Origin of the sequence: Gordonia asplenii (assembly GCF_012933505.1) — a bacterium.
Classification (GTDB): Bacteria; Actinomycetota; Actinomycetes; order Mycobacteriales; family Mycobacteriaceae; genus Gordonia; species Gordonia asplenii.
Genome location: NZ_JABBNB010000003.1, coordinates 232,704 through 250,963, shown reverse-complemented (window position 1 = coordinate 250,963; position 18,260 = coordinate 232,704). Strand labels below are relative to the sequence as shown.

Here is an 18,260-nt window from a genome sequence, read left to right as displayed (position 1 = left end):
TCGTCGAATCGGACACGGTCACGACGCGGCGAGTGCGCGCAGGGTCAGCGCGGACGCGAGCGCCGCGGTGGTGGCCTGGGCGCCCTTGTCCTCCGACGAGTCGGGCAGTCCGGCCCGGGCGAGTGCCTGCTCCTCGGTCAGCGTGGTGAGGACACCGTTGCCGACCGGGGTGGATTCGTCGAGCGACACACGCGTCAGCCCGGCGGTCACCGCATCGCACACATACTCGAAATGCGGTGTCTCACCGCGGATCACGACGCCGAGCGCGACGACGGCGTCGTGCGTGCGGGCCAGCGCCTGCACGATCACCGGCAACTCGATGGCGCCCGCTACCTTGACGACGGTCGGCTCGTCGATGCCGTTGGCCGCCGCCGCGCGCACCGCGCCGTCGAGCAGCGCCGTGCAGATGGTCTCGTGCCACTGCGACGAGACGATGGCCAGCCGGATCTCGGCGGCGTCGGCGAGATCGAGCGTGGGTTCGCCGTGACCGCTCATGCGCCCGCTCCCTGCTGATCGGTGGCCGACGTCGCATTCGACTGTGCGGCGAGATGATCGTCGAGCCCGGCGAGGTCGTGGCCCATCCGGTCGCGCTTGGTCTGCAGGTAGCGCAGGTTCTCGGCGTTGGCGCGCAACGGCATCGCCACCCGATCGACGATGTGCAGTCCGTAGCCGTCGAGGCCGACCCGCTTGGCCGGGTTGTTGGTGAGCAGCCGCATCGACTTGACGCCGAGGTCGACGAGGATCTGCGCGCCCAGTCCGTAATCGCGGGAGTCGGCGGGCAGACCGAGTTCCAGGTTGGCGTCGACGGTGTCAGAGCCGTTGTCCTGCAATTGATATGCCTGCAGCTTGTGCAGCAGTCCGATGCCGCGGCCCTCGTGCCCGCGCATGTAGAGGACGATGCCCCGCCCCTCGGCGGCGACCATCTCCAGCGCGGCGTCGAGTTGTGGTCCGCAATCGCAGCGCAGCGACCCGAAGACGTCCCCGGTCAGACACTCCGAGTGCACGCGCACCAGGACGTCGTTGCCCGCGCCGTCATCGCCGGCGACGTTGCCCATCACCAGCGCAACGTGCTCGACCTCGTCGTAGATGCTGGTGTAGCCGACCGCGCGGAAGGTGCCGTGATTGGTGGGGATGCGGGCGTCGGCGACGCGCACGACGTGCTTCTCGTGGCGGCGGCGCCAGGCGATGAGATCGGCGATGGAGATCATCGCGAGTTCGTGTTCGTCAGCGAAGACCCGCAGCTCGTCGCTCTGCGCCATCGCACCGGGATCCTTCTGCGACACGATCTCGCAGATCACGCCCGCCGGGGTGAGGTCGGCGAGCCGGGCCAGATCGACGGCGGCTTCGGTGTGACCGGGCCGGCGCAGCACCCCGCCCTCCTTGGCGCGCAGCGGAACCACGTGCCCGGGGCGGGTGAAGTCGTTGGCGGTGGTGCCGGGGTCGGCGAGCATCCGCATCGTGGTGGCGCGGTCGGCGGCCGAGATGCCGGTGCCGATGCCTTCGCGGGCGTCGACGGTGACGGTGTAGGCAGTGCCGTGCTTGTCCTGGTTGGTCGAATACATCGGCGGCAGACCCAGCCGGTCGCAGTCGGGACCGGCGAGCGGCACGCACAGGTAGCCCGAGGTGTAGCGGACCATGAACGCGACCAGTTCGGGTGTCGCCTTCTCGGCGGCGAAGATCAGGTCGCCCTCGTTCTCGCGGTCCTCGTCGTCGACGACGACGACCGCCTTGCCCGCGGCGATATCGGCGATCGCGCGCTCGACCGAATCCAATCGGACTGCGCCCGTAGCGGTTTCGCTAATCGACTCACTCATCGTGTTCACTTACCTTCTGCGCTGTTGGCCGCGTGCGGACCGGCGATGCGCTCCACGTATTTGGCAATGACGTCGGTTTCCAGGTTGACGATGTCACCGTCGCTGAGACTACCCAGCGTGGTCTCCGACAACGTCGTCGGGATCAGCGAGATCTCGAACCAGTCGCGCCCGTCGTCGACGCCGACCGACGAGACGGTCAGCGACACACCGTCGACGGTGATGGACCCCTTCTCCACCACGTAGCGTCGCAGCGTCTGCGGCAGGGCGATGCGGATGACGGTCCAGTTCTCCGACGGTGCGATGGAGACGACCGTGCCGACGCCGTCGACGTGCCCCTGCACGATGTGCCCGCCGAACCGGCCACCCGCGGGCATGGCGCGCTCGAGGTTGACCGCCGCGCCCGACTGCGCGTCGGACAGCGAACTGCGGCGCAGCGTCTCGGCCATGACGTCGACGGTGAACGCGCCGTCGTCGAGTTCGACGACGGTCAGGCACACGCCATTCACAGCGATCGAATCGCCGAACTTCGCATCACTGGTCACCAATGGGCCGCGCACGGTGAACCGCGCGGCCTCGGCAAGATCTTCGCGCGCCACGATGGTGCCGCGCTCCTCGACTATCCCGGTAAACACCCTCAACTCCTTCGTTGCCTGCCCCGTGGCGGACCGAGGGACAACGGCAACCAGAGTTCTGGCCTACCGGTTCTCTCGTATCCGGACTATGACCGTCGGCTCCGGAATCACACCGGATCTGCTGTCCCCGCCGCTGACGGCGGGCGCTCGCGGGCTGTGCCGGCGCCGAATCTTCGACGCCGCCAATCACCGCCGGTGGGGAATTTCACCCCGCCCCGAGAACTACGTATTCGACGCTAGCACGATCGGTCACACCGACGGCAGACGCGCGTCTCCCGACCGGGGCGCGCGCGTCCCCAGCGACGTGCGCGGTCGCCGCGGCGACCCGGTTGCGCGCACGCTGAGTGAATCCCCGGCGATCCCCGCCGCGGCGGGAATCGCCGCGATCAGCGGGGTCAGCCCGGGTGCACCGTCGGCGACGAGAACGACGGCGTCGTGCGCCGGTGTCGCGCGCCGCTGCCCGACTCGGGCCAGCAGGTAGTCGTAGAGCGCCACGACGTTGGACGCGTTGCGGAACGCCGACTCCCCCGACAGCCCGAAGCGCAGCCCGCTGACCGATACCGCCAGCGGCTCCGAACTCGCCGACGAGACGGCCACCCGGTAACGGCGATGGCCCTGACTCACCCCGTGGCGCGAATCGCTGACCGTCGCCAGCGGCGGGAGACGCAGCGTCTGCGGGCCGTCGGTCGGCGTGTAGCGCACGCCCCGCACCGGCGCCCATCCGGTCGCGGTGGCTTTGAACAGCTCCAGACGCAGGTCGTCGGACGGCCCCGACGAGTCGAGGTCGAGCGACACCGATGCCAGGACCGGTCGATGTGCGAAGTCGACGTCGACGTTCAGCGGCCGCCCCTCGACGACGCCGGCATCGAGGGTGATGCCGTGCGAGCTGCGCAACGCCGCGACCGCGTCGCCGCCCGCCCGCGCCCGCACCGACACCGGCGTGTTGCGCGGCGTCGTATGCAGGTGCAGACCGTTGGTCAGGTGCCAGATCGCCGCCTGTGTCGCGGCGATCGCTTCGTCGTCGCGGATGTTGGCGGCGCCGATCGCGTGGCCCGCCGCCCGGACGCGAGCGGTGAGCGTCGCAAGGTCGACGCGCGGATACGACGCCGCGACGAGACTCGCGACGTGCGGATGCGCCGGGCCGGCGGCCCGGTAGGTCACCGGCGTCGCCGCGACCTTGCCGTCGAAGTCCAGCGAGTAGGCCCGCACACCCGGGTTGAGTCGGACCAGATCGGTACGCGCCGCGGCGCCGTCGGCGAGGATGATCCGATGGATCGTCGAGGAGTAGGTGCCGCCGCGGTAGCGCATCAACCGCGGCATGGGCTCGCTGCCCGGGACAGCGGTCGAAGTCGGCGTCGATGCGGTGCTGGCGATCCTCACGGGCGGCAATCTATCGGGCGCGTGGTCCCGTGCCTACCCTTGCGCCCACGGCCGCGCAAAAGGCCCGATCGCGGGGTTTCGATCACGCCGCGGCGAAACCCTGCCGCGGGGTTCGCGCGGGGCTACTGTTGCGCGTCAGGCGAGTTCAGGCCCCCGAACCGAAGGCGAGTGACATGACCGACCCGTTGAACGAATCCCAGGCGCTCGGCGATCTCGCCGCCCGCCAACTGGCGAACGCCACCAAGACCAACGCGCAGCTGCCGAGCATCACGCCGCGCTGGCTGCTCGACCTGCTGCAGTGGGTCCCGGTGGAAGCCGGCATCTACCGCGTCAACCGGGTGGTCAACCCCGACCAGGTGTCTATTCATGTCGCCGAGGGCGAGGCCGGCCTCGACGACGATCTGCCGCAGACCTTCGTCGACTACGAGACCAGTCCCCGCGAGTTCACCCTTCGGCCGATCTCCACCATTCTCGATGTCCGTACCCGAGTGGCCGATCTGTATTCGAGTCCGCACAACCAGGTCGCCGAGCAGCTACGGCTCACCATCGAGACGATCAAGGAGCATCAGGAGTCGGCGCTGATCAACAATCCGGAGTACGGGTTGCTCGCCCAGGCGGTTCCCGAACAGCGAGTGTCCACGCTCACCGGCCCGCCCACACCCGACGATCTCGACGGCCTGATCACCAAGGTGTGGAAGTCCCCCGGCTTCTTCCTCACCCACCCGCTGGGCGTGGCCGCCTTCGGACGCGAAGCCACCCGCCGCGGTGTACCACCGGCCACCGTGAGCCTGTTCGGTTCACAGTTCCTGACCTGGCGGGGCATTCCGATCATCCCGTCCGACAAGGTTCAGGTGACCGACGCGACGACCAAGTTCATCCTCATCCGAACCGGCGTCGAGCGGCAGGGCGTCGTCGGGCTGTTTCAGCCCGGGCTCGAGGGTGAGGGGCAGACGCCCGGTCTGTCGGTGCGCTTCTCCGGAATCGATCGGGCGGGCGTGGCATCATATCTGGTTACGCTCTACACCTCGCTCGCCGCGCTGACCGACGACTCGCTCGCCGTCCTCGACGACGTCGCGGTGGACAACTTCCATGACTATTCCTGAGCCCCCAGCGGTGCCTGCCGGGACGCACGAGTTGCGATCGGCCGGCGCCGACGGCGAGCTGCCGGTGAGCACCGCCGAACTGGCGGCGCTGGCCGGTCAGCTCTACGCCGCTGCGACGGCGCGATCGGGAGCACCGTCGTACCCGCGGGCACCGCAGATCCCCACCGCGCCCGTGTCGGCGAGCCCGGCCGCGCCGGCGAGTCCGGCTGCTCCGAGTCCGGCGGCGGGCCGGGTGACGCCGCCGAGTCCGGCGTCGACGGTCCCCCCGGCGCTGCCGTTCGACATTCCCGCCGAGCCCGAGTTCTACTTCCTCGACGGCGCCGGCCTCGGGCGAAGCGAACCCGAGCGCGCCGCGACCACGCACACGGTTCCGGCGAGTCTGCATGTCGCGCAACCGGATTCGTCGAAGCCGTTCGACGTGGCCGCGGCGCGCGCCGACTTTCCGATCCTGTCCGAGACAGTCAACGGCCGCCCGCTGATCTGGTTCGACAACGCCGCCACGACGCAGAAGCCGCAGCGGGTCATCGACCGGCTCACCTACTTCTACGAACACGAGAACTCGAACATTCACCGGGCAGCGCACGAACTGGCCGCCCACGCCACCGACGCCTACGAGGACGCGCGCGACGTCACCGCGAAGTTCATCAACGCCGCGTCGTCCGACGAGATCATCTTCGTCCGCGGCACCACCGAGGCGATCAACCTGGTGGCTCAGTCATGGGGACGCAAGCACCTGCGCGAAGGCGACGAGATCGTCATCACCCACCTCGAACATCACGCGAACATCGTTCCCTGGCAGCTCATCAGCCAGCAGACGGGTGCGGTCATCAAGGTGGCACCGGTCGACGACCACGGCAATGTGCTCATCGCGGAGCTCGAACGCCTCATCGGCCCGCGCACCAAGCTGGTGTCGGCGACGCATGTGTCCAACGCACTGGGCACGGTCACCCCGGTCAAACAGATCGTCGAGATCGGCCACCGGTACGGTGCCCGGGTGTTGATCGACGGCGCGCAGTCGATCCCGCACATCGGCATCGACGTGCAGGAACTCGGCGCCGACTTCTTCGTGTTCTCCGGCCACAAGATCTTCGGCCCCACCGGCATCGGCGTGCTCTACGGGACGTCGGAGGCGCTTGCCGAGACCCCGCCCTGGCAGGGCGGCGGAAACATGATCGCCGACGTCACCCTCGAACGGGCGATCTACCAGGGTCCGCCGAACAAGTTCGAGGCGGGCACCGGCAATATCGCCGACGCCGTGGGACTGGGTGCGGCGCTGCGTTACGTGAGCGATCTCGGTATCGAGCGGATCGCGGAGTACGAGCACCACCTGCTCAGCTACGCGACGCCGCGGCTGGCAGAGATCCCGGGGGTGCGCATCGTCGGGACCGCCGAGCACAAAGCCAGCGTGCTGAGCTTCGTACTCGCCGGCCACGAGCCGCTCGAAGTGGGAAAGGCGTTGAACACCAAGGGGATCGCGGTACGCGCGGGCCATCACTGTGCACAGCCCATCCTGCGCAGGCTGGGGCTGGAGCAGACGGTCCGGCCGTCCTTCGCGTTCTACAACACGACCGAAGAGATCGACACGTTCATCGAGGCGGTATGGGAGATCGCGCGGGGGTCGGCGAGTTAGCCCAGTCGATTCAGACGAAACCCACAGCGGCACAGTGGCTTCGACTCGGCTTCGCCTCGCTCAACCAGCAGGACGCGGCGAAGCAGGGTGCGCACAAGATATCAATACCAATAGCCGCGACACACCAAGCTGCGATGTGGTCGCCCGATCCGGGCACCAGACTCTAATTCTCGAAGTCAGCCGCACGACACTCGAAACCGGATGCGGCCGTGTGCATCTCGCGTCCCCCTCATCGGCGTCGAAGGGAAATATGCCCTCCGACACGCACCACGGGGCCGCGAGATGCCCGGCCGGCGGAAGAATGGTCAGCCGAGCCGTTCGATGATCATCGCGTTCGCCTGACCACCCGCCTCACACATCGTCTGCAGGCCATAGCGTCCGCCCGTCTGTTCCAGCACCGAGAGCATCGTCGTCGCGATGCGGGCGCCGCTGCCGCCGAGCGGGTGGCCGATGGCGATGGCTCCGCCGTTGACGTTGACCTTCGCCGGGTCGGCTCCGGTCTCGGCGAGCCAGGCCAACACGACGCTGGAGAACGCTTCGTTGACTTCGAAGACGTCGATGTCGGCGATCGTCAGTCCGGCGCGGGCCAGCACCTTCTCGGTCGCGGGGATGACCCCGGTCAGCATGAAGATCGGGTCGTCGCCCGCGACGGCGAGCGAATGAATACGCGCTCGTGGGCGCAGCCCGAGCTTGGCGGCGATCTCCGACGACGTCACCAACGTGGCCGCCGCGCCGTCGTTGATCGGTGAGGAGTTGCCCGCGGTCACGTGCCAGCCGAGGTCGGGGAAGCGACGCTCCCACTGCGGAGCACGGAACGCGGGACGTAAGCCGGCGAGGACGTCGACGGTCGTTCCCGGCCGGATCGTCTCGTCGGTTCGAAGTCCGGCGAGCGGCGCCACCTCGGCATCGAACTTGCCGTCGGCCCATGCCTGCGCGGCCCGCCGGTGACTCTCCGCGGCGAAGGCGTCGAGCTGCTCGCGCGAGAGTCCCCATTTCGCGGCGATCAGCTCGGCGCTGATTCCCTGCGGCACCAGGCCTTCCGGGTAACGCTGCGCGACGCCGAGACCGAACGGATCTCGTCCGGCGGTCTGACTGCCGATCGGCACGGTGCTCATCGATTCGACGCCGGAGGCGATGACGACGTCGTTGACGCCGCTGATCACATTGGCGGCGGCGAAGGCGATGGCCTGCTGGCTGCTGCCGCACTGCCGGTCGACGGTCACCGCGGGCACCGATTCCGGCAGGCCGGCGGCCAGTGCGGCCCAACGCGTGGTGTCGGCGCTCTGTTCGCCGATCTGCCCGACCGCTCCGCCGATGACGTCGTCGATGAGCACAGGGTCGATTCCGGTGCGGGTCACCAGCTCCCGGATCGCGTGTGCGTGCAGGTCGACGGGGTGAATTCCGGCGAGTCCGCCGCCCGGCTTGCCCTTGCCCACCGGGGTGCGTACGGCGTCGACGATTACTGCGTCCCTCATGGTTCTCTCCTTTGAGACAGCGAGGCTGAACAGTGAGTTGGATTTACCAACTAACCCGACGATAGGCCCAGTCAGTTTGATTTGCCAACAGACTTCGGCATACTGGAATTGTGATATCGGTCCCACCCGTCGAAACCCCCCGTCCCTGCACCATCGCCGACGCCCTGGAGGTGGTCGGCGATCGATGGAGCCTGCTGGTCGTGCGCGAACTGTTCTACGGCCAGCGGCGATTCACCGAGATCGCACGCAACACCGGGGCACCGCGCGACATCCTCGCGACCCGACTGCGCAAACTCGAAGAGCACGGCGTGATCAGCCGCACGCAGTACTCGCAGCGGCCGCCGCGGTACGAATACGGTCTGACCGCATCGGGGCGCGCGCTGTCGCCGGTGCTGCTCACGCTCAAGCAGTGGGGCAGTCGCTACCTCGACGACGGCGCCGACCCCGTGCCGTTCATGCATACCTGCGGCGAACGGTTCACCGGCGAATTGTGTTGTGCGGCATGCCGCGCGCCGCTGCGCGGAGACGCGCTGAGGATCAGCGACGCAGAGTGATCAGCAGATCGTCGCCGAGCCGTTGCGGTTCGCCGAATACGAAGCGTCTGAGGTCGGCGATGGTCGACGTCGAGGCCATGTCGACCGCGGCCGGCCCGGCGCCCAGGACCGCCGGCGCCAGATAGAGGTCGACCTCGTCGACCAGGTCGGTGTCGAAGAAGGCACCGATGATCGACGGTCCACCTTCGACGAGGACCCACAAAGCGTCGTCGAGCGCGTCGAGAACGGCCCGCGGATCGTGGCTGCGAACTTGGATCGTGGGTGCGGCGTCGTCGAAGATCTTTGCGCCGGAACCGATTTCACGTGTCCCCAGAATGACGCGGGTGGGCTGGTGCGGACGCAGGTCACCGTCGGGGGTGCGTGCGGTGAGCGCGGGATCGTCGGCGACGACGGTTCCGGTCCCGACGATGATCGCGTCGATCCGGCCGCGCTGCTCATGCGCGTGGGCACGGGCCCGCGGGCCGGTGATCCATCGGCTGGTTCCGTCGGGTGCGGCGATGCGGCCGTCGACGGTAGCGGCCATCTTGACCGTCACGAGTGGGCGGCCGGTGCGTTGGCGATGCAGCCAGGTGCGCAGCGGACCGGATTCGACGATGTCGGTCAGGGTGGGATCTAGGTCGGCTCCCCCGTGTACCGAAACGCCGGCTGCGACGAGCGTCGAGGCACCGCCCGCGGCTTGTGGATTGGGGTCGGCGACGCCGTAGTACACGCGCCCGATCCCGGCGTCGAGCAACGCCTGACTGCACGGCCCGGTGCGGCCGGTGTGGTTACACGGCTCGAGGGTGACGACGGCGGTACCACCGCGTGCCCGCTCACCCGCGACGCGCAGCGCCATCACTTCGGCGTGCGGACCGCCGACCGGCTGGGTGTGTCCCACACCCGCCACGGTTCCGTCGGCGTCGAGGATCACCGCGCCGACCGGCGGATTCGGTGAGCTCAGTCCCTGCGCTTCGAGGGAGGCGTCGACGGCCGCGGTGAGCGTCGCGCGGAGTCGTTGCGGGGAGAGCTCAGTGGACATGCGCGCGCGCCGCGGCCGCTTGGGCGCGCAGACCGGCGACCGCTTTGCCCGGATCGGTCGCGCCGTAGACCGCCGAACCGGCGACGAAGCAGTCGACACCCGCTTCGGCCGCCTGCTCGATGGTGTCGGCGTTGATTCCGCCGTCGATCTCGACGATCAGGTTGAGTGCACCGGAATCGACGACCTTGCGGATCGTGCGCACCTTCTCCAGTACCTCGGCGATGAACGATTGACCGCCGAACCCAGGCTCGACGCTCATCACGAGCAGCGTGTCGAAGTCGCGCAGAATCTCCAGGTAGGGCTCGAGCGGCGTATTCGGCTTGATGCTCAACCCGGCTTTGGCACCCGCCGCACGAATGTCGCGGGCGACGGCCGTCGGATCGTCGGTGGCCTCGGCGTGGAAGGTGACGTTATAGGCGCCGGCCTCGGCGTATGGCGGCGCCCAGATACCCGGATCCTCGATCATCAGGTGGCAGTCGAGCGGAATGTCGGTGGCCTTGAGCAACGATTCGACGACGGGCAGACCGAGCGTCAGGTTCGGCACGAAATGCGCGTCCATCACGTCGACGTGCAGCCAGTCGGCGCCCGGATCGCCTGCCGTGCGCCCCGGCCCCACCGCCGCGGACTCGGCCGCGAGATTCGCGAAGTCGGCGGACAGGATGGACGGCGCGATCATGGGAGCGACAGACATGGCGATCAGTCTATTCGGGACCGCGCACCCCACTCATCAGGACCCATGCTGATCGATGCCGCCGGCGACCGCCGTTCGCTGGTTGAGCCGGGCCCGACGAGCGCAGCGAGACGCACCTCCCCCGCTGGTTGAACCGGGCCCGACAAGCGCAGCGAGACACACCTCCCCGATGGTCGAGCCGGGCCCGACGAGCGCAGCGAGACGCGCCCGTGTCGAAACCAAAGCTAGATGAGTTACCCTCTGGCGCAAGGTGTTTGGTGCGCTGGCATCGTCGGCTTACGTGGTTTCGACACGGGCCTTCGCTAGCGCTCCGGTCCGGCTCAACCGGCGGAAGGGGACGCTCCGGTCCGGCTCAACCAGCGGACGGGAACGCTCCGGACCGGCTCAACCAGCGGACGGGAACGCTCCGGACCGGCTCAACCAGCGGACGGGAACGCTCCGGACCGGCTCAACCGGCGGACGGGGACGCACCGGTCCGGCTCAACCAGCGGACGGGGACGCACCGGTCCGGCTCAACCAGCGGACGGGAACGCTCCGGACCGGCTCAACCAGCCGAAGAGACGGCTCCGGACCGGCTCAACCAGCCGAAGAGACGGCTCAACCAGCGGCGCCGCTAGCCGCTCTTGCGGCGGAACTGCTGTTGGTGGCTGGCAGACCCGTGGGTGCCACGGGCCTTCGACTTGCCGCTCAGATGTTGCTCGCCGTGATTGCCCTGCTGGGTCTTGCGGTCCAGCGCCTCACGAAACTTGCGTTTGGCTTCCTCGTTGGCAGCCATCGATCAGCAGAATGCCGTGGCACCCGGGCCGGACATCGTGTACAGCTTCTGCTGCTGTCCCCCGACGAGGACCTTGCACTGGGCGAAGCTGCCGCCGCTGTGGATCGACGACGACATCACCGGAGTGCCGCCGCCCAGACGGACGACGCGCTCGCCGACGAACTTGCCGTCCGGGGTACGTCCGGTGAAGACCACGTGCTGCACCTTGGGCGCGTTATTGGCATCCATCCAGCTGATGTCGTTGCTAGCGGAGTCCGAGTAGAAGACGTAGCGGACCTGTGTTCCGGCGCCGGGCGACGAGTACCAGCCGCCGATACCCGGGAAGGTGTACATGTCGGCCTGTGCGACCGCGGGCACGGCGACAGCGACTCCGACGGCCGCGAGCACAGCAGCGCTAAAACGCGAAAAAGTATTCATAACATTATTGTCTACCATTGTCTGAGCGCCGTTACATCATCCGTTGCCACCACAGTCACCTACCAACGGACCCACGCACGCCGATCGACGCACGTTCGATCACCCGCGGCGCAGTGCCGCCAAGAACATCGCGTCGGTCCCGTGCAGATGCGGCCACAGCTGCACGTGCGGGCCGTCCCCCAGTCCCGGTACCTCGCGGCCGTCGACGCTCACCAGAGCGCGAGCGTCGAGTTGCTCGGCACCCGTCTGCGCGCACACCGCGGCCACGACCTCGGTCGTTTCGGCCGGGTGCGGCGAACACGTCGAATAGATCACCACGCCGCCGGGACGCACCAGCCGCAACGCCGCGGTGAGCAATTCCCGTTGCAGCACGACGAGTTCGGTGACGTCGGCCGGAGTCCGCCGCCAACGCGCCTCGGGGCGTCGACGCAGCGAACCCAGTCCGCTGCACGGAGCGTCGAGCAGAATCCGGTCGTATCCCGGCTCCAGCCCGCTGTCACGGCCGTCGGCGACGTACACGGTCACCGGGAAGTCCCCGGTGACCTTGCGGATCAGCTCGGCGCGATGCTCGGAGACCTCCACCGCATCGAGCCGAGCACCGTCGATGTCGGCAAGAGCTCCGAGCAGAGCGGCCTTGCCGCCGGGACCCGCACACAGGTCCAGCCAGCGTCCGCCGTCGTCGCCGTCGATCGGTGCGACCTCGACGGCGCGCGCGACGAGTTGACTGCCCTCGTCCTGCACGCCCGCGAGGCCCTCTCGGATCGGTTCGAGGTCGCCTGGGTCGCCGCCGGGCAGGTACACGCAGTACGGTGACCAGCGACCTTCGTCTCCGCCGCTGATCGCGGCGAGCTCCTCGGCGGAGATCAGTCCCGGCCGGGCGACCAGATGCACCGGCGGGCGTGCGTCGTCGGCCGCCAGCGCCGCCTGCAACTGTCCCGCCGACCCGCCCAGCGCGTCGAAGAAGACCTGGGCGATCCACCGTGGATGCGCGTAGCGGAAAGCCATGTTGCCGATCAGGTCGTCGGCCATCGACGGCGCCAACTCGTCGATCCACAAGTCTTCGTCGCGCTGAGATATCTTGCGCAGCACGGCGTTGCAAAACCCGGCGGGCCCCTGGCCGGCTTCCGAGCGGATCAGGTCGACTGACGTCGACACCGCCGCGTGCGAGCCGATCCTGGTACGCAGCAGCTGATAAGCACCCAGTCGCAGTACGTCAAGCACCGGGCCGTCGATGTCGGCGACCGCGCGCCCGGCGGCCGCGGCGATGATAGCGTCGAGCACGCCCTGTGCGCGGGCCGTGCCGTAGGTCAGTTCGGTGGCCAGCGCGGCGTCGCGCCCAGTGATCCGACGTTCCCGTAACAGCTTGGGCAGCAACAGGTTTGCGTAGGCGTCGCGTTCCCGGACGGCCCGCAGGACATCGCGCGCCGTCGCCCGCACCGGGTCGATGGCTTTGTCGCGCACCATCCCCGACGTCGTGCCCCGACGCTCGGCCCGACCCGGGCGGCTCGGCCGGTTCACGCGCTCGCCGCCGGACCGTCGATGCGCGGGACGCTGTTCACTCATGCCAGTACCTGCCCGTCGTCCAGTCGTGCGCCGCGCGCCCAGTCGGCGGCAGGCATCTGCTTCTTCCCCGGCGGCCCGACCCAACCCAGTTGAACCGGAAGCGTCGAGGTTCCCACGTGCACCGCCTTCTTCGTCACGCGCAGTGCACCGGGCGCCAACGGTTCGGCGTCGTCGACCTGACGCACCGGCCCGACCTTGATCCGTGCACCGTCGAGTTCGGTCCAGGCGCCGGGCGCGGGCGTGTGAGCACGGATACGCCGATCGACGATGTGGGCGGGCAGATCCCAGCGCACGCGCGAGTCGTCGACGGTGATCTTCGGCGCCAGCGATACCCCGTCGGGGGGCTGCGGAACGGCCGACAACCGTTGCGCGGCAAGGCCTTCGAGCGTCTGGACGAGCAACTGAGCGCCGGTCTCGGCAAGCCGGCCGAGCAGATCGCCGCTGGTGTCGGTGGGCCGGATGGACTCGGTCACGTGCCCGAAGACCGGTCCGGTGTCGAGGCCCGCCTCGATGCGGAAGGTGCTGGCGCCGGTGGAGGTGTCCCCGGCCGCGATCGCGGCCTGCACCGGTGCCGCCCCCCGCCACGCGGGCAGCAGCGAGAAGTGCAGGTTGATCCATCCGTGTTCGGGCAGATCGAGCAGATCGGGCGGCACCAACGCGCCGTAGGCGACCACCGCGACGACGTCGGGTGCCCAGCGGTCGAGGACGTCGCGGACACCGTCGTCGGTGAGGCGGCGCGGCGTGAACACCTCGACGCCGTGATCGTCGGCGAGCAGCGCGATCGGTGATCGGGTGACCTTCTTGCCGCGGCCCGACACGGCGTCGGGACGCGAGAGCACTCCCACGACCTCGTGGTTCGGCGAATCGAGCAGGGCTTGCAGGCTGGGGACCGCGGGGGCCGGGGTACCGGCGAAGATGACACGCATGATCATCCGATAGTAGGCGGGTCCACCTGCACGCGGATCGGCCCGGTCTCGTGATGAGCGTTGCGCAGAATCTGCGCCGCCGACAGCGCGCGGGTCAACTCCCGCCCGTGGCCGCGGTCGACGCGCAACAGGATGCGTTCCAAGGGTCCGCTGTCGCGGCCGACGTCCGACGACCCGGCCGGGGCCCGAACCCCCGACGGCAGCGGCACCGGTCCGAGCACCGTCCCCGACGTCGGCAGGGTGACCGAGTCGACGAAGGCGGTGATCGTGTGGGCGCCGCCGTCGACGGCGGCCATCGTCACCGCGGGCGGAAAGCCCAGTTCGGCGCGGTCCGCGAGCTCGGCGGACGCGAAGCCCACCGGATCCCACCGGATGATCGCCTGGACCGCGGGCACTCCCGCGTCGGCCACGATGATGACACTTCCGCCCGACGACGCCGGGCGGACCAGAGCCGCGATCGCGAGCCAGCGTCGGACCGCGGTCTCTGCGGCCCGCAGATCCTCCCGATCCAGATACGCCCAGGTGTCGAGGATGATCGCGGCGCCGTACCCCTGTGGTGCCACCGGTTCGGCACCCGGGGTCGCAACCACCACCCGCGCGCCGGGTTTCACGGCGTCGACGATGCTCGCGCCGCCCGACGTCGTGACGGGTACGCCGGCGAAGGCGCGCCCCAGCTCTTCGGCGGTTCGTCCCGCGCCGGTGGACAGGGCCCGGATCCGCGAGCCGCCGCAGGCGACGCAGTTGAAGTTGCGCTCGCCGCGTCCGCACCAGCGGCAACTCAACTCGCCGTTGGAATCCAGCTGCAGCGGCCCGTGGCAGGCGCGGCAGCGGGCGTGGGTGCGGCAGCGTTCACACGCGACCGACGGAATGTAGCCGCGCCGCGGGACGCTGAAGAGCACCGACGTGTCGGCGTCGAGCGCCGTGCGCGCCGCCTTGAACGCGACCGCGGGGATCCGCGCCGACCGGGCCAGCGGATCATGCGCGACGCTCGCGTCCTCGCCCGACAGTGCGACGACCCGCGGTGCGCGAGCGCGGATCTCCGCGCGGGGGGCGAGGAGATCGTGTGCCCATCCGGCGTCGACGAGGACCTGCGCCTCCGCCGATCGCGCGAACCCGCCGATGACCAGGGCCGCCTTCTCACCGTAGGAGCGCAGCACCGCCACCTCCCGCGGGTGGGGATAGGGCGAGCGCGGTTCGTCGAGGCTGTCGTCTCCGTCGTCCCAAACCACCACCAGTCCCAGGTCGCGTACCGGCGCGAACCCCGCACTGCGCGTGCCCAGGACGACGTCGGCGCGCCCGCGCAGGACCGCGAGCCAGCGGCGGTAGCGGGCGGTCGGCCCCAGCCCGGCGGCGAGACTCACGGCACGGTCGCCGACGAGCGGCTCGCACGCGGCCTCGAGTTTGTCGAGATCGCGCTGGTCGGGCACGACGATGATCACCCCCCGCCCCGCGGCGAGGGTCGCGGCCGCGAGTTCGGCGAGCCGGGCCGGCCAGTCCTCCCCCGGCGCGGCCTGCCACACAGCCCGGGGGGCGCCGCCCGACCGGACCGCGCCGAGATACCCGTCGAAGCCCGAATACTGCTGCCAGGCATCGAGATTCGGAGGTGCGACGTCGGGCAGCGGCACGATCGAGACCGCTTCGGCCTCGGTCCGCGCATGCCGCGGCGGCACCGCGAGGCGGATGACGTCGGACATGGTGCCCGCGTAGCGGTCGGCGACCGCCCGGCACAACGTCGCCAGTTGCGGCGGGAGCACCTGCTCGGGCGACACGACGCGGTCGAGCCAGGACAATTTACCGGAGTGGTCGCTGGTCGCAATCCGTTCCAGCACGAAGCCGTCCACGAGCCGGCCGGCGAACCGCACGCGGACCCGCACGCCGGGGGCAGCGGCGGCGTCCTGTTCGGCGTCGACGAGGTAGTCGAACGGGCGGTCCAGATGAGTCAGGCCTAACAGCGGCAGTACCCGCGCGATGGGATCGACCGCCGCACGTTCCCGCGCACCCGCTACCATCGCGATCTCGTCTCAGCGGTCACAGTGCGTCGATGATCCGCTCGAACCACAGCTCTTGAGCTCCGAAGTACCCGATGGTCCCGAAGTAGCGCCGCACGATCGTTTCGATCTCGTCCGTCGTTGTAATCGTGAGGCGTCGACACAACACGACGGCATCGTCGAGGTCACCGCCGGAGAACCTCGACGACATCGCCTTCATCGCAAGCAGGTAATCCGCCGAGGCGATCTCGACTGTCAACGCCTGTCCTATTCGCATACTGTGCGGATGCGAGTCGGCAGTCGGCGGCATATGCATCTGCGTAACCGCGTCATTGAGCCAGTCATCGGGCAATCCGCGCTCGCGCGCCACCGATCTCGCCTGTTCCAGGACCAGATCGCGCGGCACGAATTGCCCATCGATGTCGCCCGTCACGCGCGTGACGTCATAGGCCAGGGCCATCGCGGCGCCCCCGACGACGAACAGCTTGGCCTCCACGCCGACCGAGCGCAGGCGCAATTCGAGGACACCGAGAAGCTCCCGGATCTCATCGGCGGTGAACGTCGTCGCCACCGTCACACCCCTTCGAGGTTCCCGGCCGCCAGAATGACGTTCCGTGTACGTATTTCGACCGGGGTGCGCAGCGCGTCGAGCCACCGATACTTGCCTGTGTCGAGCGGATCGAACAATTCGACGCAGTATCTCTCCGGGCGGAAACACCAGTCGAGCACCCCGGCGGCGGCTCGCACGCCAGTCATACAGGCGACCCCGGCGAGCAGGCTGTCCCAACCACGGGAGCCTGTCGGCGGCGGTTCGCGGTGAAATCGGTCCAGTTCGTCCTGACGTGTCAGATCACGTGCCTGCAAGACAGTCTCCCGCAGAACACGTACCGCCAGGCGGGAGTCCAACGCGGGCAGGTCGACCGCGAATCGCGTGTAGTCGACCAGTCCGCGACGAGAATAGGACCGGGCCGGCTGCGACATGACCCGACTCTAGTCAGGCGCCGACGGCCGCCTTCAGCTTCTCCGCACGGTCGGTGTTCTCCCAGGGCAGTTCGACGTCGGTGCGGCCGAAGTGGCCGTACGCCGCGGTCGGTGCGTAGATCGGACGCAGCAGGTCCAGTTCGCGGATGATCGCGAGGGGCCGCAGGTCGAAGACCTCGCCGATGGCCTTCTGGATCAGCGCCGGATCGACGGTCTCGGTGCCGAAGGTCTCGACGAACAGTCCGACGGGTGCCGCTTTGCCGATCGCGTAGGCGACCTGTACCTCGACGCGCTTGGCCAGTCCGGCCGCGACGACGTTCTTCGCGACCCAGCGCATGGCGTAGGCGGCCGAGCGGTCGACCTTCGACGGGTCCTTGCCGGAGAATGCGCCGCCGCCGTGGCGGGCCATGCCGCCGTAGGTGTCGACGATGATCTTGCGGCCGGTCAGCCCGGCGTCGCCCATCGGCCCGCCGAGGATGAAGCTGCCGCTCGGGTTGACCAGCAGCTTGTAGGTCGACACGTCGAGCGGACTGGGCAGATCGAGTTCGGCGAGCACGGTGTCGACGACATGTTTGCGCACGTCGGGAGTCAGCTGGGACGCCAGGTCGATGCCCTCGCCGTGCTGGGTGGAGACGACGACGGTGTCCAGGCGGACCGGCTGGTCACCGACGTATTCGATGGTGACCTGGGTCTTGCCGTCGGGCCGCAGGTACGGCAGTGTGCCGTTCTTGCGCACCTCGGTCAGGCGCCGCGACAGCCGGTGCGCCAGCGCGATCGGGACCGGCATCAACTCCGGGGTCTCGTCGGTGGCGTACCCGAACATCAGGCCCTGATCACCGGCACCCTGCGCATCGAGTTCGTCTTCGACGCTGCCGCTGCGCGCCTCGTGCGAATTGTCGACGCCGCCGGCGATCTCCGGGGACTGCGCCCCGATCGCCACGTTGACGCCGCACGACGCGCCGTCGAAGCCCTTGGTCGACGAGTCGTAGCCGATTTCGAGGATCTTCTCGCGCACGATGGTGGGGATGTCGGCGTAGGCGGTGGTGTTGACCTCGCCTGCGACGTGCACCTGACCGGTGGTCACGAGGGTCTCGACCGCGACGCGCGCGCCGGGATCCTTCTGGAGCAGAGCATCGAGGATCGAGTCGCTGATGGCATCGCAGATCTTGTCCGGGTGGCCTTCGGTCACCGATTCGCTGGTGAACAGGCGTGACGAGATGGTCATCGGGTCCTCTCGGGAGTAACAGTCAGTGAGCGGGGTGCGCGCGGCTACCCCCTATGGCATCCAACCTACACACGTCGATCCGACGTGG

18 protein-coding genes and 1 riboswitch are annotated in these 18,260 nt (G+C 69.0%); of the genes, 3 read left to right on the top strand and 15 right to left on the bottom strand.

What is annotated here, in order from left to right; genetic code table 11:
- Window positions 1-18: 18 nt before the first annotated feature.
- From ribH to HH308_RS04405, 4 genes are all read right to left on the bottom strand, one after another.
- The gene (gene ribH, locus HH308_RS04420; protein WP_170192952.1) at window positions 19-495 is read right to left on the bottom strand and encodes a 6,7-dimethyl-8-ribityllumazine synthase; all 477 of its coding nucleotides are present in this window, start codon (window positions 493-495) and stop codon (window positions 19-21) included.
- Entirely contained in the window at window positions 492-1,814 is a 1,323-nt protein-coding gene (locus HH308_RS04415; protein WP_170192951.1) for a bifunctional 3,4-dihydroxy-2-butanone-4-phosphate synthase/GTP cyclohydrolase II, read from the bottom strand. The genes ribH and HH308_RS04415 overlap by 4 nt, the downstream gene beginning before the upstream one ends.
- Before the next feature lie 5 nt (window positions 1,815-1,819).
- Window positions 1,820-2,446, bottom strand: a complete 627-nt coding sequence (locus HH308_RS04410; RefSeq protein ID WP_170192950.1) for a riboflavin synthase — start codon at window positions 2,444-2,446, stop codon at window positions 1,820-1,822.
- A 65-nt stretch (window positions 2,447-2,511) separates the two neighbouring features.
- Window positions 2,512-2,673: riboswitch (FMN riboswitch) on the bottom strand.
- Between the two features lie 22 nt (window positions 2,674-2,695).
- Entirely contained in the window at window positions 2,696-3,826 is a 1,131-nt protein-coding gene (locus HH308_RS04405; protein WP_170192949.1) for a thioester domain-containing protein, read from the bottom strand.
- A gap of 173 nt (window positions 3,827-3,999) precedes the next feature.
- On the opposite strand from HH308_RS04405, the gene HH308_RS04400 reads away from it, so the two are divergent.
- Both HH308_RS04400 and HH308_RS04395 read left to right on the top strand, forming a co-directional pair.
- Window positions 4,000-4,929: a family 2A encapsulin nanocompartment shell protein gene (locus tag HH308_RS04400; RefSeq protein ID WP_170192948.1), complete on the top strand. Its 930-nt coding sequence runs from the start codon at window positions 4,000-4,002 to the stop codon at window positions 4,927-4,929.
- Complete coding sequence (locus HH308_RS04395) at window positions 4,916-6,559, top strand: family 2A encapsulin nanocompartment cargo protein cysteine desulfurase (RefSeq protein ID WP_170192947.1); 1,644 nt, start codon at window positions 4,916-4,918, stop codon at window positions 6,557-6,559. The genes HH308_RS04400 and HH308_RS04395 overlap by 14 nt, the downstream gene beginning before the upstream one ends.
- 305 nt (window positions 6,560-6,864) lie before the next feature.
- Here HH308_RS04395 and HH308_RS04390 read toward each other — a convergent pair whose 3' ends face one another.
- Complete coding sequence (locus HH308_RS04390; protein ID WP_170192946.1) at window positions 6,865-8,034, bottom strand: thiolase family protein; 1,170 nt, start codon at window positions 8,032-8,034, stop codon at window positions 6,865-6,867.
- Window positions 8,035-8,144: 110 nt separating this feature from the next.
- On the opposite strand from HH308_RS04390, the gene HH308_RS04385 reads away from it, so the two are divergent.
- Complete coding sequence (locus HH308_RS04385; protein ID WP_170192945.1) at window positions 8,145-8,588, top strand: winged helix-turn-helix transcriptional regulator; 444 nt, start codon at window positions 8,145-8,147, stop codon at window positions 8,586-8,588.
- Here the strand turns inward: HH308_RS04385 and ribD are convergent.
- From ribD to metK, 10 genes are all read right to left on the bottom strand, one after another.
- A complete protein-coding gene (ribD, locus tag HH308_RS04380; RefSeq protein WP_170192944.1) occupies window positions 8,572-9,606 on the bottom strand; it encodes a bifunctional diaminohydroxyphosphoribosylaminopyrimidine deaminase/5-amino-6-(5-phosphoribosylamino)uracil reductase RibD in 1,035 nt (344 codons plus the stop codon). The two genes, HH308_RS04385 and ribD, sit on opposite strands and share 17 nt — an antisense overlap.
- Window positions 9,596-10,297 (bottom strand): ribulose-phosphate 3-epimerase, encoded by a 702-nt coding sequence (rpe, locus tag HH308_RS04375; protein ID WP_170192943.1) that lies wholly within the window; start codon window positions 10,295-10,297, stop codon window positions 9,596-9,598. Before rpe ends, ribD begins: the two co-directional genes overlap by 11 nt.
- A 613-nt stretch (window positions 10,298-10,910) precedes the next feature.
- On the bottom strand, window positions 10,911-11,072 hold the full coding sequence (locus tag HH308_RS04370) for a DUF5302 domain-containing protein (RefSeq protein WP_170192942.1): 162 nt from the start codon (window positions 11,070-11,072) through the stop codon (window positions 10,911-10,913).
- A gap of 3 nt (window positions 11,073-11,075) precedes the next feature.
- Window positions 11,076-11,489, bottom strand: a complete 414-nt coding sequence (locus HH308_RS04365; protein WP_170192941.1) for a hypothetical protein — start codon at window positions 11,487-11,489, stop codon at window positions 11,076-11,078.
- A gap of 99 nt (window positions 11,490-11,588) precedes the next feature.
- A complete protein-coding gene (locus HH308_RS04360) occupies window positions 11,589-13,052 on the bottom strand; it encodes an RsmB/NOP family class I SAM-dependent RNA methyltransferase (RefSeq protein ID WP_170192940.1) in 1,464 nt (487 codons plus the stop codon).
- Entirely contained in the window at window positions 13,049-13,978 is a 930-nt protein-coding gene (gene fmt, locus HH308_RS04355; protein WP_170192939.1) for a methionyl-tRNA formyltransferase, read from the bottom strand. The genes HH308_RS04360 and fmt overlap by 4 nt, the downstream gene beginning before the upstream one ends.
- A gap of 2 nt (window positions 13,979-13,980) precedes the next feature.
- Window positions 13,981-15,987 carry a primosomal protein N' gene (locus HH308_RS04350; RefSeq protein ID WP_170192938.1) on the bottom strand — a complete coding sequence of 669 codons (2,007 nt, stop codon included), beginning with the start codon at window positions 15,985-15,987 and terminating at the stop codon, window positions 13,981-13,983.
- A 19-nt stretch (window positions 15,988-16,006) separates the two neighbouring features.
- Window positions 16,007-16,537, bottom strand: coding sequence for a hypothetical protein (locus HH308_RS04345; RefSeq protein WP_170192937.1), 531 nt, complete (start codon window positions 16,535-16,537; stop codon window positions 16,007-16,009).
- Between the two features lie 2 nt (window positions 16,538-16,539).
- A complete protein-coding gene (locus tag HH308_RS04340) occupies window positions 16,540-16,947 on the bottom strand; it encodes a hypothetical protein (RefSeq protein WP_170192936.1) in 408 nt (135 codons plus the stop codon).
- Window positions 16,948-16,960: 13 nt separating this feature from the next.
- The gene (gene metK, locus HH308_RS04335) at window positions 16,961-18,172 is read right to left on the bottom strand and encodes a methionine adenosyltransferase (protein ID WP_170192935.1); all 1,212 of its coding nucleotides are present in this window, start codon (window positions 18,170-18,172) and stop codon (window positions 16,961-16,963) included.
- Window positions 18,173-18,260: the final 88 nt, after the last annotated feature.

What these genes read in the sequence shown, in the direction of transcription:
- HH308_RS04350 (WP_170192938.1), bottom strand. Translation starts at nt 15,987, where the DNA reads ATGGTAGCGGGTGCGCGGGAACGTGCGGCGGTCGATCCCATCGCGCGG.
- HH308_RS04400 (WP_170192948.1), top strand. Translation starts at nt 4,000, where the DNA reads ATGACCGACCCGTTGAACGAATCCCAGGCGCTCGGCGATCTCGCCGCC.
- HH308_RS04370 (WP_170192942.1), bottom strand. Translation starts at nt 11,072, where the DNA reads ATGGCTGCCAACGAGGAAGCCAAACGCAAGTTTCGTGAGGCGCTGGAC.
- fmt (WP_170192939.1), bottom strand. Translation starts at nt 13,978, where the DNA reads ATGCGTGTCATCTTCGCCGGTACCCCGGCCCCCGCGGTCCCCAGCCTG.
- metK (WP_170192935.1), bottom strand. Translation starts at nt 18,172, where the DNA reads ATGACCATCTCGTCACGCCTGTTCACCAGCGAATCGGTGACCGAAGGC.
- rpe (WP_170192943.1), bottom strand. Translation starts at nt 10,297, where the DNA reads ATGTCTGTCGCTCCCATGATCGCGCCGTCCATCCTGTCCGCCGACTTC.
- HH308_RS04360 (WP_170192940.1), bottom strand. Translation starts at nt 13,052, where the DNA reads ATGAGTGAACAGCGTCCCGCGCATCGACGGTCCGGCGGCGAGCGCGTG.
- HH308_RS04415 (WP_170192951.1), bottom strand. Translation starts at nt 1,814, where the DNA reads ATGAGTGAGTCGATTAGCGAAACCGCTACGGGCGCAGTCCGATTGGAT.
- HH308_RS04395 (WP_170192947.1), top strand. Translation starts at nt 4,916, where the DNA reads ATGACTATTCCTGAGCCCCCAGCGGTGCCTGCCGGGACGCACGAGTTG.
- HH308_RS04365 (WP_170192941.1), bottom strand. Translation starts at nt 11,489, where the DNA reads ATGAATACTTTTTCGCGTTTTAGCGCTGCTGTGCTCGCGGCCGTCGGA.
- ribH (WP_170192952.1), bottom strand. Translation starts at nt 495, where the DNA reads ATGAGCGGTCACGGCGAACCCACGCTCGATCTCGCCGACGCCGCCGAG.
- HH308_RS04390 (WP_170192946.1), bottom strand. Translation starts at nt 8,034, where the DNA reads ATGAGGGACGCAGTAATCGTCGACGCCGTACGCACCCCGGTGGGCAAG.
- ribD (WP_170192944.1), bottom strand. Translation starts at nt 9,606, where the DNA reads ATGTCCACTGAGCTCTCCCCGCAACGACTCCGCGCGACGCTCACCGCG.
- HH308_RS04340 (WP_170192936.1), bottom strand. Translation starts at nt 16,947, where the DNA reads ATGTCGCAGCCGGCCCGGTCCTATTCTCGTCGCGGACTGGTCGACTAC.